At 51.0% G+C, this 12,173-nt stretch carries 23 protein-coding genes; 20 read left to right on the top strand and 3 right to left on the bottom strand.

The genetic code is table 11. The features are described 5' to 3' along the window. The 12 genes from CKO12_RS13285 to CKO12_RS13340 all read left to right on the top strand — a co-directional run. Positions 1-2,197 (top strand): beta strand repeat-containing protein (locus CKO12_RS13285; protein ID WP_200155211.1); only part of this gene is annotated, 2,197 nt, incomplete at its 5' end. 114 nt (positions 2,198-2,311) lie between these two features. After that, the gene (locus tag CKO12_RS13290) at positions 2,312-2,566 is read left to right on the top strand and encodes a type II toxin-antitoxin system HicA family toxin (protein ID WP_200155212.1); all 255 of its coding nucleotides are present in this window, start codon (positions 2,312-2,314) and stop codon (positions 2,564-2,566) included. Continuing rightward, positions 2,563-2,784: a type II toxin-antitoxin system HicB family antitoxin gene (locus CKO12_RS15020; protein WP_242445615.1), complete on the top strand. Its 222-nt coding sequence runs from the start codon at positions 2,563-2,565 to the stop codon at positions 2,782-2,784. The genes CKO12_RS13290 and CKO12_RS15020 overlap by 4 nt, the downstream gene beginning before the upstream one ends. A 120-nt stretch (positions 2,785-2,904) precedes the next feature. Further along, positions 2,905-3,132: a hypothetical protein gene (locus CKO12_RS13300; RefSeq protein WP_105073772.1), complete on the top strand. Its 228-nt coding sequence runs from the start codon at positions 2,905-2,907 to the stop codon at positions 3,130-3,132. Beyond that, positions 3,129-3,353 (top strand): hypothetical protein, encoded by a 225-nt coding sequence (locus CKO12_RS13305; protein ID WP_105073773.1) that lies wholly within the window; start codon positions 3,129-3,131, stop codon positions 3,351-3,353. Before CKO12_RS13300 ends, CKO12_RS13305 begins: the two co-directional genes overlap by 4 nt. A 163-nt stretch (positions 3,354-3,516) precedes the next feature. After that, positions 3,517-3,789 (top strand): DUF4160 domain-containing protein, encoded by a 273-nt coding sequence (locus CKO12_RS13310; RefSeq protein ID WP_200155213.1) that lies wholly within the window; start codon positions 3,517-3,519, stop codon positions 3,787-3,789. Then, on the top strand, positions 3,786-4,028 hold the full coding sequence (locus CKO12_RS13315) for a DUF2442 domain-containing protein (RefSeq protein ID WP_200155214.1): 243 nt from the start codon (positions 3,786-3,788) through the stop codon (positions 4,026-4,028). Before CKO12_RS13310 ends, CKO12_RS13315 begins: the two co-directional genes overlap by 4 nt. A gap of 139 nt (positions 4,029-4,167) precedes the next feature. Next, positions 4,168-4,443: a BrnT family toxin gene (locus CKO12_RS13320; RefSeq protein ID WP_200155215.1), complete on the top strand. Its 276-nt coding sequence runs from the start codon at positions 4,168-4,170 to the stop codon at positions 4,441-4,443. Next, positions 4,427-4,660, top strand: coding sequence for a BrnA antitoxin family protein (locus CKO12_RS13325; protein WP_200155216.1), 234 nt, complete (start codon positions 4,427-4,429; stop codon positions 4,658-4,660). The genes CKO12_RS13320 and CKO12_RS13325 overlap by 17 nt, the downstream gene beginning before the upstream one ends. Before the next feature lie 116 nt (positions 4,661-4,776). Beyond that, complete coding sequence (locus CKO12_RS13330; protein WP_200155217.1) at positions 4,777-4,986, top strand: type II toxin-antitoxin system RelE/ParE family toxin; 210 nt, start codon at positions 4,777-4,779, stop codon at positions 4,984-4,986. Positions 4,987-5,216: 230 nt separating this feature from the next. Continuing rightward, positions 5,217-5,489, top strand: coding sequence for an addiction module antidote protein (locus CKO12_RS13335; protein ID WP_242466346.1), 273 nt, complete (start codon positions 5,217-5,219; stop codon positions 5,487-5,489). 158 nt (positions 5,490-5,647) lie between these two features. After that, a complete protein-coding gene (locus CKO12_RS13340) occupies positions 5,648-6,265 on the top strand; it encodes a hypothetical protein (protein ID WP_207146377.1) in 618 nt (205 codons plus the stop codon). 176 nt (positions 6,266-6,441) lie between these two features. Here the strand turns inward: CKO12_RS13340 and CKO12_RS14745 are convergent, their stop codons facing one another. Next, on the bottom strand, positions 6,442-6,675 hold the full coding sequence (locus CKO12_RS14745; RefSeq protein WP_207146378.1) for a hypothetical protein: 234 nt from the start codon (positions 6,673-6,675) through the stop codon (positions 6,442-6,444). 59 nt (positions 6,676-6,734) lie between these two features. Between CKO12_RS14745 and CKO12_RS13345 the strand changes: the two genes are divergently transcribed. The 7 genes from CKO12_RS13345 (at position 6,735) to CKO12_RS13375 (ending at position 8,723) form a co-directional block, all read left to right on the top strand. Then, on the top strand, positions 6,735-6,893 hold the full coding sequence (locus CKO12_RS13345) for a hypothetical protein (protein ID WP_207146379.1): 159 nt from the start codon (positions 6,735-6,737) through the stop codon (positions 6,891-6,893). 156 nt (positions 6,894-7,049) lie between these two features. Beyond that, a complete protein-coding gene (locus tag CKO12_RS13350) occupies positions 7,050-7,253 on the top strand; it encodes a type II toxin-antitoxin system HicB family antitoxin (RefSeq protein WP_200155219.1) in 204 nt (67 codons plus the stop codon). Next, positions 7,250-7,477, top strand: coding sequence for a type II toxin-antitoxin system HicA family toxin (locus CKO12_RS13355; protein WP_200155220.1), 228 nt, complete (start codon positions 7,250-7,252; stop codon positions 7,475-7,477). Before CKO12_RS13350 ends, CKO12_RS13355 begins: the two co-directional genes overlap by 4 nt. A 153-nt stretch (positions 7,478-7,630) precedes the next feature. After that, on the top strand, positions 7,631-7,900 hold the full coding sequence (locus CKO12_RS13360; protein ID WP_200155221.1) for a DUF4160 domain-containing protein: 270 nt from the start codon (positions 7,631-7,633) through the stop codon (positions 7,898-7,900). A gap of 11 nt (positions 7,901-7,911) precedes the next feature. Then, positions 7,912-8,169: a DUF2442 domain-containing protein gene (locus CKO12_RS13365; protein WP_200155222.1), complete on the top strand. Its 258-nt coding sequence runs from the start codon at positions 7,912-7,914 to the stop codon at positions 8,167-8,169. 115 nt (positions 8,170-8,284) lie between these two features. Further along, a complete protein-coding gene (locus tag CKO12_RS13370; RefSeq protein WP_200155223.1) occupies positions 8,285-8,491 on the top strand; it encodes a type II toxin-antitoxin system HicB family antitoxin in 207 nt (68 codons plus the stop codon). A 4-nt stretch (positions 8,492-8,495) separates the two neighbouring features. Continuing rightward, a complete protein-coding gene (locus tag CKO12_RS13375; protein WP_200155224.1) occupies positions 8,496-8,723 on the top strand; it encodes a type II toxin-antitoxin system HicA family toxin in 228 nt (75 codons plus the stop codon). A gap of 205 nt (positions 8,724-8,928) precedes the next feature. Here the strand turns inward: CKO12_RS13375 and CKO12_RS15430 are convergent, their stop codons facing one another. Then, on the bottom strand, positions 8,929-9,081 hold the full coding sequence (locus CKO12_RS15430) for a hypothetical protein (protein ID WP_207146380.1): 153 nt from the start codon (positions 9,079-9,081) through the stop codon (positions 8,929-8,931). Position 9,082: 1 nt separating this feature from the next. Between CKO12_RS15430 and CKO12_RS13380 the strand changes: the two genes are divergently transcribed. After that, a complete protein-coding gene (locus CKO12_RS13380) occupies positions 9,083-9,280 on the top strand; it encodes a DUF2283 domain-containing protein (RefSeq protein ID WP_200155225.1) in 198 nt (65 codons plus the stop codon). Between the two features lie 394 nt (positions 9,281-9,674). Here the strand turns inward: CKO12_RS13380 and CKO12_RS13385 are convergent. Then, on the bottom strand, positions 9,675-12,173 hold a 2,499-nt coding region (locus tag CKO12_RS13385; RefSeq protein WP_338032755.1), incomplete at its 5' end, for a glycoside hydrolase family 94 protein.

Consider the following 12,173-nt stretch of genomic DNA (forward strand, 5'->3'; position numbering starts at 1 on the left):
CCTGGGCGACAGCGCGCTGAGTGCGGGCGAGACCACCACCGTCACCGTCACCTTCAGCGAGGTACCGACTGACTTTGTCGAAGCCGACGATCTGACGGTTGCCAACGGCACCCTGTCGGGCGGCACCTTCGATGTCACCGGCTTGATCTACACTGCCACCTTCATCCCGGACGTCGACGTCGACGACGCCACCAACCTGGTCACGCTCGGCATCGCCTGGACGGATGCCGCCAACAACGCCCCGGCGGCGCCCACCGACTCGGACAACTACACAGTCGACACCCTGCGTCCGACCGCCACCGTGGTTTTGGCCGACAGCGCGCTGAGTGCGGGCGAGACCACCACCGTCACCGTCACCTTCAGCGAGGTACCGACTGACTTTGTCGAAGCCGACGATCTGACGGTTGCCAACGGCACCCTGTCGGGCGGCACCTTCGATGTCACCGGCTTGATCTACACTGCCACCTTCATCCCGGACGTCGACGTCGACGACGCCACCAACCTGGTCACGCTCGGCACTGGCTGGACGGATGTCGCTACCAACGCTCCGGCGGCGGTCACCGACTCGGACAACTACACAGTCGACACCCTAAACGACATCATCACTGTGGCGTCTGGTTTTTATGCTCCTGGAAACATCAGCGTCAACGGCGGTGCTGGTGACGATACCGTGACGGTGACGGGGGCTAATACTGCCGACTGGACGGTGAACGATACGGTCAAGGGTGGCACTGGTACCGATACATTGACGTTGGTGTCGGGTTCAGGCTTGGCGATTACGGATGCTGCCAATCTGAACGAATTTGAAACCTACAAGTTTGGCGATGTAGGCACGGAGGATTCGCGGACGCAAGCCTATAGTTTGACCACGAAGGTTGCAGACCTTGACGGCAGCGGTGGTGTTACCACCGTCACCTTCGATGCGTCGGCATTGACAACAGGTACTTTGACGTTAGACCTAACTACGAGTACGGCGCTGACTGATAAGGCCAGCATCATCGGCGGTGACGGTGCGGATACGATCACCGGCGGGGCTGGTGCGGATACCATCACCGGCGGCACGGGTGATGACAGCCTCACCGGCGGCACGGGTGATGACAGCTTCATTGGCGGCTTAGGTAATGACACCCTCACTGGCGGTTCGGGTAGTGACACCTTCTTTGCAGCTTCGGGTGTTGACACCATCACCGATTTGAGTGGAAGTGATGCAATTTATATCAGTACGGTTGCGACGGTAAATGCAACAGCTACTGGGGCATGGGCGGCTGTAGGAGCCACCTCCTTTAATGGCGGCACGGTGAATATCACTGCTGCTGGTTTCAACATTAATGTTTCAGGTGCTAGTAGCAGTTCTGGTTGGACTATCACCAATGCAGGTAATGGAACCGCAGTTACTTTGGTAGGTGACACAAACAACGACACCATCACCGGTGGCTCAGGCGACGACTCGATTACTGCCGGCTCAGGCGACGACTCGATTACTGCCGGTGACGGTATCGACAACATTACTGCCGGTGACGGAGATGACACGCTGGTCGGTGCGCAGGATGACACGCTGCTGGGAGGTGACGCGGGCGCTGACACCCTGCAAATCGGCGCTAACTTCAATGATGCGAACGACGGTCAAATCGACACCATCGAAACTGTGGTGCTGACGGCAACGGGCTTGACGGTGAACTTGGGTGATCAAAGCGAAGATCTGACGATCACTGGTTTTGCAACTGGCGCATCAACCATCACCGGCGGCGCTGGCGATGACACCATCACCGGCGGCACAGGTACAGATCTTATTAACGCCGGTACGGGTGTGAACGTGATTGTTGTAGTCGGCAACACAGATCCTATACTCATGGATGTTATCGAAGGCTTCAGTGCTCCGAGTGTCAATCTGGCGATGGGTGTTGCCGGTGATGAAACTGCGAACAGCGGTAATTATGTTGAAATTGCTGATGCTGACTACGCTGGAAACATGGGAAACATCGGCAATGCCATGGGTGCGGCGGCTACAACACTGGCTAACACTTCTAGTGCGACTGAACTGTTCGTGTTTGTTGCGGATACTGATGCGAGTGGCGGCGGCACAAACGCAAAAGGCTATCTCGGTAATGACACTAACGGTGATGGTGCTATCGATCAAATAGTTATCTTGAGTGGTATTGCTACCAACGCTGATATCTCTGCGAGTGACATCATCTAGCCGCGTCGGTTGGGTTGCACCGCGAGGCGTGACCCGTTGAGGGAATGAAACTGCCCGCCGCTTGATTGAAAAATCGGGCGGCGGGTTTTTTGTGGGTGGAGGAACTGCAATGTTATGAAACAAAAATATCAACGCACATTGGAATTAATCTTTGCTCGACCCACATCAGCCAATATCCGTTGGAGTGAAATTGAGGCGTTATTTCGGGAACTTGGCGCAATAATTGAAGAACGTGAAGGCTCACGTGTTTCGATTTACTTATTCGGTGTCGTGCGTGTGTTTCATCGTCCTCATCCCTCGCCTAATGTTGATAAAGGTGCGCTCACAACCATTCGTAAATGGCTTGCTGCAAATGGAGTGGAACCATGAATACCTTAATCATTAACGGTTATCGTGCCGTTATCACGTTTGATCCTGAGCTTGAAATGTTTCGTGGTGAATTTATTGGTCTTAATGGCGGTGCTGATTTTTATGCGGTCGATGTTGCCGGATTGAAACGGGAAGGCGAAATGTCTTTGCGAGTTTTCCAAGAAGCCTGTGAAAACTATCATCTCGAACCTTGTAACAAGATCGTTGCAGCCGCGTAGGTTGGGTTGCCGCTGTTTAGCGACCTGACTGGGTGAGATGAGAATGAAAATGCCCGCTGCTTGATTGGAGAATTGGGCGGCGGGTTTTTTGTGGGTGTGGGATTGTGGTAAAATTATCCAATGATAAAAATAATTGGCGACATCGTTGGCGTTGAGATAATTGCCGAAAATCACAGTATTCGAGAATTGGTACAATTGCGTGAACGGTATGGTTATGGTCAATGGAAAAAGAAAAAAGGGATTGCATTACTCGAATGCACTGATGGCAGCACCGCCTATGCTGAATTGCATTGGTATGAAGCGCATGGGATTGGTCGCGTTAAAATAAAACTAAAGAGGTGGCTATGAAATTCGTGGTGTGTTTCCAGAAAGAGGAGTTAGGCGACATCACTGGCGATGATCTAACACTGGGTCGTTGTTACGAAGTGATTGATGAACCTGATGCACATGGCATGTTGCGTGTGATTGATGATTCAGGCGAAGATTATTTATATCCAACTGCATTATTTGCGCCGGTAGACATGGCACCAGCCATTGCCGTTCGCTTACATACGGCATTAGCGGCGTAGGTTGGGTTGCCGCTGTTTGGCGACCTGACTTCTCACCCACCGCTTCAACCTGACTGAATGAAAATGCCCGTTGCTTGATTTTGAATCGGGCGGCGGGTTTTTTGTTGGGGGAGGAATTGGGTTTATACTTAAGTCACAGCAAGTGCCGCAACGGAGTTGACGAATGCCGACGATTAGCATGTTTTATGGGATTCTTATTCGGATGTTTTTTTATGATACCGATTGCCATCATGTCCCTCACATCCATGCCGATTATCAAGGTCAGGTGGCGGTTTACGCGATTGCGGATGGTGTAGTGCTTGCGGGTTCTTTACCAGTTAAAAAACATAAAATTGTTGTTGCTTGGATAGCCATTCATCAAGATGATTTATTAGCTGACTGGCAACTCGCTGTTAATGGCAAGAAACCTTTCACAATTAGAGGTTTAGATCAATGAAAATTCTATCGGTAACGCCACGCGAAGATCATCAATTAGAAGTGATTACAGATGATGGAACCTGTGGTCTTTTTGATGTTCGTCCTTATTTGAATGCAGAAGCATTTACGCCGTTACAGGAGATGACTGCTTTTTGTCACATTTATAATGGCGGTTATTTTATTGAATGGGATTGCGGCGCTGATTTATCTGCGGACACGATTGCAGCACATTGGCAACCTGCTGTGCTCGCTGCGTAGCCGCGTAAGTTGGGTTGCCGCTGTTGGCAACCCAACTTCTCACCCACCGCTTCAACCTGACTGAATGAAAATGCCCGCCGCTTGATTGAAAAATTGGGCGGCGGGTTTTTTGTGGGTGTGAGTTGGTCTATGATTTGGTATGGAAATCGAATTTGATCCTGAAAAAGCCGCCGCGAATCCTATCAACCATGAAGGAGTGACGTTTGAAGAAGCAAGTCAGGCGTTGTTTGATTTGTATGCGCTAACTCGTGAAGATAGCGATACCGAACAAGAGCAGCGATTTATCACACTCGGTATGGGTGCCAAATCGCGTATTTTGGTCGTTGTGTGGACATTACGCGGCGAGCGTATTCGCTTGATTTCGGCGTGGAAAGCTAATCAACCCCAACGGAGGCGCTATGAGCAACAATTCTGATCCTCTCTTTGTACGCTATGCCGAGATGGATTTCGCTGATGCACAACCCGTCGCGGCAGTGCCTGCATTAGCACAGTTACAAGCAGAAACGGTTGGCAAAACCTATGTGACTTTGCTATTAGAAAATGAGGTATTGGCTTCTCTCAAATTGCGTGCCGAAATAAATGGATGCCATTATCAAACGCTGATCAATGAAATACTGATACGCGCTGCGTAGGTTGGATTGCCGCTGTTGGCAACCCAACTTCTCACCCACCGCTTCAACCTGACTGAATGAAAATGCCCGCCGCTTGATTTTGAATTGGGCGGCGGGTTTTTTGTTATTATTAATTGATGTTAAACATAAAACGCACTGAAGAGTTCACAGCTTGGCTGGATAAGATCAAAGATGGCTTAACCAGACGCCGACTTGCCCGTCGCCTTGAAAAGGCGGAAACGGGTCACTTAGGTGATATAAAATCAGTGGGAAGTGGTATTTTTGAGATGCGCGAGCATTTCGGACCGAGTTGGAGGATGTATTATAGCCAAGCCAGAATAAATTGATTGCGGCACAACAGTAGGATTGAAGGTGCTGCGCCGATTTTGACAATCATTTTGTGGTGGATCGACTATATATAGCCAAGCCAGAATAAATTGATTGCGGCACAACAGTAGGATTGAAGGTGCTGCGCCGATTTTAACAATCATTTTGTGGTGGATCGACTATATTCAGCGTGGTCATCTATTGATTATCATGCTCGGAGGTGGCAATAAATCTACTCAGGAGGCAGATATTGCCAAAGCCATCAGTTTGGCAGCAACAATTGAAGAGGATGGGTAATTTTATGACTAAAATAATTCGTATTGCAGATTTACCTGAATTTGATATGACAGATTATTTAGAAGATGAACAGGCAATTGCTGAGTATTTAACCATTGTTTTAGAAGAAAATGATCCGGCAGCCTTAATACAAGCGTTGGGAACGATTGCGCGTGTGCGCGGTCTGACAGAGATTGCAAAACTGTCAAATGCTGCGCTTGAGGCGTTTAATAAAGCAGCAGCGTAGGTTGGGTTATTGGCAACCCAACTTCTCACCCACCGCATCAACCTGACTGAATGAAAATGCCCGCCGCTTGATGTTGAATTGGGCGGCGGGTTTTTTGTTGGGGGAGGAATTGGGTTTATACTCATCCCAACAATCGCCACCAACTGGAGTGATCCACTATGTCAGTGACTTATGAAGAAATTCTCGGTCTATTTCGGGAAGTTGCCGAAGCGCAGAAAGAAACTGAGCGCAAGTTTCAGGACACTGATCGCAAGTTTCAGGACACTGATCGCAAGTTTCAGGACACTGATCGCAAGTTTCAGGACACCGACCGCAAGTTTCAGGACACCGACCGCAAACTGAATCAGCTTGAAAAACTGTTTACCAGTCAATGGGGCAAATTGATGGAATCGCTGATTGAAGGCGATTTAGTTGCTTTGCTACGCGATCGCGGCATTCTCATTGCGGATACCACGATGCGACTCAAAGGTAAATGTCCAGACGGCGGCAATTACGAATTCGACATCATTGCGCACAATGGTGCTGAAGTGGTTGTGGTCGAAGTGAAAACGACATTAAGACCGCAGGATGTTAAAAATTTTATTGAGCGTCTCAATCAATTAAAAGGTTGGATTCCGCGTTATGCACATAATCAGATTTATGGTGCAATGGCATGGCTCACTGCGGATGCGGGCGCTGAACAAATGCTCGAAAAGCGCGGCTTATTTAGTATTCGTGCGACGGGCAATTCCGCATCAATTCAAAACCCAACTGAGTTTATTCCACATCAATGGTAAATAGCAGCAACGGTTGGGTTGCCGCTGTTTGGCGACCTGACTGGGTGAGATGAGAATGAAAATGCCCGCCGCTTGATTGGAGAATTGGGCGGCGGGTTTTTTGTTGGGGGAGAATCAATTGAAACGACTGGCACTCACTCATTGAAAAATGGCAACACAACATCAAAACAAGGAAATCAGGGCAGCAATTGAGTATGCTCAGAATCGCGGCTGGCGGTGCGTGAAAGCAACTGGTCACGCCCATATTTGGTGAAAATTGCTCTGTCCATTAAAATCCCGCAATGGGTGTTTATTCCATGTTCACAGTACACCCGCTCATCCCGAAGCGCACGCAGAGCGTATCCGTCGCGCCGTTGACCAATGTGATCACACAGATTAAGGGAAACCAATGAACATTTTTCATTTTTCATTACCCATACCCACCGTTGATGATGCGATCGTCAATGCACTCTATGGTCGTTACTCAGACATGAGTATTGGATCATGCCATGAGCAAATGTATGTCGCATTTGATCGCGAGGCATCCTGTCTGGAGTCGGCTATTGATTCAGCGGTGACGGATTTACGGGCAATGGGTATTCATCCGTTGCGTATTGAATTAGATGTTCCCGAATTAGCAGCGGCGTAGGGTTGGGTTGCCGCTGTTGGCAACCCAACTTCTCACCCACCGCTTCAACCTGACTGAATGAAAATGCCCGCCGCTTGATTGAAAAATTGGGCGGCGGGTTTTTTGTGGGTAGAGTGGTTTATAATTTAAGTCACAGCAATTGACGCAGACCACGCCATGAATCTGAAAATTATCCTTGAAGCAAGTGATGAAGGTGGATTCACCGCATTTGTCCCCGCACTGCCCGGTTGTATTAGTGAAGGCGATACCCGTGCAGAAGCCCTCGCTAATATCCGTGAAGCGATTGATCTTTACCTAGAAGTCTGCGAAGACGATCTGGTGGAGTACGTCCGTGCTGAACAGCTTGACATGGTCGTATGAGCGTGATGCCCAGCTTGCCATATGATCGCCTGATTCGTGCGCTACAGCGCGATGGCTGGGTTGTTGTACGGCAGAAAGGCAACCATATTTTGCTGCAAAAACACACTACAGTCGAAACCCTCAAACTCACCGTTCCAGCACACCGCCCGATTAAACGCTCTACACTGTCGCAGATACTCAAGCAGGCACGATTAACCACCGAAGAACTGCAATGCTTGTTGTAGCAGCAACGGTTAGGTTGCCGCTGTTTGGCGACCTGACTGGGTGAGATGAGAATGAAAATGCCCGCAGCTTGATTGGAGAATTGGGCGGCGGGGTTTTTGTGGGTGGAATGGTTTATAATTAAGCCACAGCAATTGACGCAACGGAGTTGACGAATGCCGACGATTAGCATGTTTTATGGGATATTGATCTGTTTATATTTTTATGACAACGAGCGACACCAACTGCCACATATTCATGCAAAATATCAAGGTCAAATGGCTTCATTTTCGATTCTTGACGGCACAGTATTGAGCGGTAATTTACCAATTGCTAAAGTGCGTTTAGTACAAGCGTGGATTGAAATTCACCGTGAATCGCTATTAGCTAATTGGGAACTCGCTGTCAATGGTCAAAAACCTTTTCAAATTGATCCACTACGCTAGGTATGATCGTCATGGAAACTGTGATTCGAGTCATTCCACGAGAAGATTTTTTTTTAGAACTATGGTTCAATACGGGAGAACATCGTTTATTTGATGCGAGACCTTATTTAATGCGTGGTGTGTTTACTCAGTTAACTGATATTGCTTTATTCAAACAAGCATTTATATCGCTAGATACAGTTTGTTGGCCAAATGGCTTAGATATTGCCCCCGAAACACTTTATGATCGCTCAATGCCAGCCACGGATTACCGCTGTTTGGCGAGCTGACTGGGTGAGATGAGAATGAAAATGCCCGCAGCTTGATTGGAGAATTGGGCAGCGGGTTTTTTGTGGCTGCATTGAAATTAGAATCATATTTTTTGGTAACTAATGGAGCTAAACCATGATGTTTCATATTCTGCTCGAACACGCCGAAGATGGTTGGGTCGTGGCCGAATGTCCTGCCCTCCCTGGATGCGTTTCACAAGGACAAGACGAACAGGAAGCAATGAGCAATATCAGAGAAGCAATCGAAGCATGGTTATGGGCTGAAGATCAAAAAGCACTCGCTCAATGCGTGACGCAAACGCCCATTTTAGTTGCGGTGTAACAAGATGGGACGCTTAAATGGTGTTTCTGGCAAAATGGCAGTCAGTGCTTTTCAGAAAGCAGGTTGGTCTGTTGTAGGACAAGTGGGCAGTCATGTTGTGATGACTAAAGGGATGATGCGTGTGAACCTTTCAATTCCACAACATCACGAATTATCAGTTGGTACACTACGTGCGTTAGTTCGCAACGCTGGGATAACTGTGGATGATTTTTTGCGGTTATTAAATGCTTAAAATCTTTAGCAGCGTCCGTTGAGTTGCCGCTGTTTGGCGACCTGACTGGGTGAGATGAGAATGAAAATGCCCGCCGCTTGATTGGAGAATTGGTCGGCGGGTTTTTTAATGAACTTGGATGATTAAATAAAATGTACACAATACTTTTTATCAACTCGTCAGCGAGCAGATCGCGCTTGCATTGAGACTGCTTGGATTGAGTTTGTTATTCAACATCCAGCGCAAGAGTTGATTCAACAAGATGGCAGAATTCGGCGTTGGGCATCAATTTCAGAAGCCAATGGTAAATATCTTCGGGTTGTGCTGCTACCTGATGGTGAGACTGTTCACAATGCTTTTTTTGATCGAGGGTTTGCATGATGAAAATAAAATACTTTCAGGATACGGACACACTCTATATTGAATTACGCAGCGTAGATATTGCAGAAACGCGAGATTTAGATGAAAACATGTTAATTGATGTGGATGCTAGTGGGAACATTTGTGGCATTACGGTAGAACATGCGCAACAACGCGCAAATTACCCAAACTTTTCGTTTGAACAAATTGCTGCATAACAGCAAAAGCCGCATTGGTTGAGTTGCCGCTGTTTGGCGAGCTGACTGGGTGAGATGAGAATGAAAATGCCCGCCGCTTGATTGAAAAATCGGGCGGCGGGGTTTTTATGGGTGGAGGAATTGGGTTTATACTCAGTCAAGGTCATTGAGTGAGCAGATAAGCAATAGATTTGTACCGAACGTCAAATGTCATTATGGATCAGTTCTTTGGACTGGCAGCTGGTCTTTGGAACTTACAATATTTATTAAAAATCAGATATTTAACGTTCGGTACAAATCTATTGAGCAGTAACGCAGTTGCAAAAAGTTGGCGGTTGTCAGTAAAAAACAGCATTGTTACCGCCAACTAACAACTTTCCTCAACGACGTCACTCCTAATTCCATAATCACATCCTCAATCAATTGATTGATCGCTCACAGAAGAGAGACGGATAGTGACGAGGTGATCGCGGTGGTCGTCGCACAGGTGGATGCAGGGAGCGGTCAGCGCCACCCCGTCGAGAGTGCAGAGGGTTGTGGTCGCGCCGGGTTCCTGAGTAACGACGATGCGGTAGAGGGAAGAGCGGAAGCGATAGTGGAGCGAGAATCCCGACCAAGCAGCAGGGAGACAGGGAGAGAAGGAGAGGGAATCGACTTCTCGGCGCAGCCCCAGCAAGGATTCCAAGATCAGGCGATACATCCAGCTTGCCGAGCCGGTGTACCAGCTCCAGCCGCCGCGCCCGCAATGTGGGTTCACGGCATAGACATCGGCGGCGATGACAAAGGGCTCGACTTTATAGGTCGCGATAGCAGCGGGCGCGGCGCCGTGGAGGATAGGGTTAATCATGTCAAAGAGCTCCCAAGCGCGGACCGCCGCGCCCAGTTGCGCCCACGCCATCGCCGCCCAAATCGCCGCATGGGTGTACTGGCCGCCGTTCTCGCGCACGCCCGGGAGATAGCCCTTGATATAGCCCGGATTGCGCGGCGCGGTATCGAAAGGGGGCGCCAAGAGTTGAATCAACTGCGCATCGCGCCGCACCAGCCGCGCATCGAGCGCCGCCATACAGCGCCGCGCCCGATCGGGATCGCCGGCGCGCGAGAGCACCGCCCAACTTTGCGCGATGGAATCGATCTGACACTCCGGCTGCGACGCCGCGCCGAGCGGCAAACCGTCATCGTAAAACGCCCGGCGATACCAGCCGCCATCCCAAGCGTGCGCCTCCACGTTATCGCGCACCTGCTGCGCCTCGCGGGCACAGCGGTCGACAAAAGCCAGATCGCCCTGCTGAGACGCCAGCGCACTGAACTGGCTCAAGACTTCATAGAGAAACCAGCCCAGCCAAACACTCTCACCGCGCCCCGCGCTACCAACCAAGTTCATCCCATCATTCCAATCACCCGAGCCGATCAAAGGCAAGCCATGCGCCCCGAAGCGCAACGCATGGAGGATCGCCCGCACACAATGCTGATACAGGGACGCCGTCTCCTCAGCCGGGGCTGGGAGATCGTAATCAGCATCGGCATCGCTGGGCAGCGGACGCCCGTTGAGGAACGGCGCGGATTCCGCCAACACCCCCGTATCGCCGGTCGTCAAGACATAACGGCTAGTCGCCAGCGCCAACCAGAGCAAATCATCCGAACAATGGGTTCTGACACCGCGTCCGGACGGCGGATGCCACCAATGCTGGACATCGCCCTCCACAAACTGACGACTCGCGCACAGCAAGAGCTGCGCCCGCAAGCGTTCGGGTTCGGTATGGACAAGCGCCATCGCATCCTGCAACTGATCGCGGAACCCAAACGCCCCGCCGGATTGATAAAAACCGCTCCGCGCCCAGAGGCGACAGGCAAGGGTTTGATAGAGCAGCCACCCGTTGGCAAGGATATTGAGCGCCACATCCGGGGTCTCCACCTGCACTGCGCCCAAGGTGCGAGACCAGTACTGGCGCACCGCCTCCAACTCCGCGCTCGCCGCCGTCGCCCCACGGTGAGGCTGCGCCAACGCACTCGCATCATCAGCACCGCGACGCCCCACCACACCGAGGCGAAAGACCACCACCTGCGACTGCCCCGGAGCCAGCGTCACCACCGTTTGGAGTGCCGCACAGGGATCGAGCGCCGCCCCGACCGAACCCGACAGATGCACCTGCGTCAGCGCCACCGGCAGCGCCAACGACCCATTGCGCCCGATGAATGCAGCGCGGTCACCGCAAACCGAATACTCAGCAGCGTCCACCGCAAAGAACGCAAGATGATCAGCAAACTCCGTGTTGTAAGGATTCCGCGCCAACAGCGCCCCACTGGTCGGATCAATCTCAGTGATGACATGCGGCGCAGAAGTCGGGCGCAGCGAGCCGAGCACCCACTCCACATAACCCGTCACTGACAACCGGCGCGACTGCTGCGACTGATTGGTCAGAGTCAGGACTGAAAACTTAATCGGCGCAGTGCGAGCGACAAACACACACAGCTCCGAGTGAATGCCGTCCTCAGCATGTTCAAAGATGCTGTAACCGAAGCCGTGCCGACAGACATATTGAGAGCTGCCACCGCAGGGCAGTGCCGTTGGCGACCAGACATAACCGCTCTCCTCATCGCGCAAATAAAAGGTCTCACCGCTGCTATCGCTGACCGGATCGTTATGCCAAGGCGTGAGCCGGAACGCCTGCGCGTTCTCGCTCCAGGTATAGGCCATGCCGCTCGCCGAGATCACCGTCCCGAACTGCGGATTTGCCAGCACATTGACCCAAGGCGCTGGCGTGGTCTGACCGGCAGCCGTGGTGATGACGTACTCGCGTCCATCGGCGCGAAACCCACCGCAGCCGTTATCAAACAACAATCCCCCCAACCCCCCTTTTTCTAAGGGGGGCTTTGCATCTCCCCCCTTTGGCAAAGGGGCGGCGGGGGGGAATTT

Origin of the sequence: Chromatium okenii (genome assembly GCF_016583745.1) — a bacterium.
In the GTDB taxonomy this organism is placed as follows: domain Bacteria; phylum Pseudomonadota; class Gammaproteobacteria; order Chromatiales; family Chromatiaceae; genus Chromatium; species Chromatium okenii.

Bases quoted from the DNA above. Each gene is read 5' to 3' on its own strand.
- CKO12_RS13290 (WP_200155212.1), top strand. From the start codon at position 2,312: ATGAAACAAAAATATCAACGCACATTGGAATTAATCTTTGCTCGACCC.
- CKO12_RS15020 (WP_242445615.1), top strand. From the start codon at position 2,563: ATGAATACCTTAATCATTAACGGTTATCGTGCCGTTATCACGTTTGAT.
- CKO12_RS13300 (WP_105073772.1), top strand. From the start codon at position 2,905: ATGATAAAAATAATTGGCGACATCGTTGGCGTTGAGATAATTGCCGAA.
- CKO12_RS13305 (WP_105073773.1), top strand. From the start codon at position 3,129: ATGAAATTCGTGGTGTGTTTCCAGAAAGAGGAGTTAGGCGACATCACT.
- CKO12_RS13310 (WP_200155213.1), top strand. From the start codon at position 3,517: ATGCCGACGATTAGCATGTTTTATGGGATTCTTATTCGGATGTTTTTT.
- CKO12_RS13315 (WP_200155214.1), top strand. From the start codon at position 3,786: ATGAAAATTCTATCGGTAACGCCACGCGAAGATCATCAATTAGAAGTG.
- CKO12_RS13320 (WP_200155215.1), top strand. From the start codon at position 4,168: ATGGAAATCGAATTTGATCCTGAAAAAGCCGCCGCGAATCCTATCAAC.
- CKO12_RS13325 (WP_200155216.1), top strand. From the start codon at position 4,427: ATGAGCAACAATTCTGATCCTCTCTTTGTACGCTATGCCGAGATGGAT.
- CKO12_RS13330 (WP_200155217.1), top strand. From the start codon at position 4,777: ATGTTAAACATAAAACGCACTGAAGAGTTCACAGCTTGGCTGGATAAG.
- CKO12_RS13340 (WP_207146377.1), top strand. From the start codon at position 5,648: ATGTCAGTGACTTATGAAGAAATTCTCGGTCTATTTCGGGAAGTTGCC.
- CKO12_RS14745 (WP_207146378.1), bottom strand. From the start codon at position 6,675: ATGAAAAATGAAAAATGTTCATTGGTTTCCCTTAATCTGTGTGATCAC.
- CKO12_RS13345 (WP_207146379.1), top strand. From the start codon at position 6,735: ATGAGTATTGGATCATGCCATGAGCAAATGTATGTCGCATTTGATCGC.
- CKO12_RS13350 (WP_200155219.1), top strand. From the start codon at position 7,050: ATGAATCTGAAAATTATCCTTGAAGCAAGTGATGAAGGTGGATTCACC.
- CKO12_RS13355 (WP_200155220.1), top strand. From the start codon at position 7,250: ATGAGCGTGATGCCCAGCTTGCCATATGATCGCCTGATTCGTGCGCTA.
- CKO12_RS13360 (WP_200155221.1), top strand. From the start codon at position 7,631: ATGCCGACGATTAGCATGTTTTATGGGATATTGATCTGTTTATATTTT.
- CKO12_RS13365 (WP_200155222.1), top strand. From the start codon at position 7,912: ATGGAAACTGTGATTCGAGTCATTCCACGAGAAGATTTTTTTTTAGAA.
- CKO12_RS13370 (WP_200155223.1), top strand. From the start codon at position 8,285: ATGATGTTTCATATTCTGCTCGAACACGCCGAAGATGGTTGGGTCGTG.
- CKO12_RS13375 (WP_200155224.1), top strand. From the start codon at position 8,496: ATGGGACGCTTAAATGGTGTTTCTGGCAAAATGGCAGTCAGTGCTTTT.
- CKO12_RS15430 (WP_207146380.1), bottom strand. From the start codon at position 9,081: ATGCAAACCCTCGATCAAAAAAAGCATTGTGAACAGTCTCACCATCAG.
- CKO12_RS13380 (WP_200155225.1), top strand. From the start codon at position 9,083: ATGAAAATAAAATACTTTCAGGATACGGACACACTCTATATTGAATTA.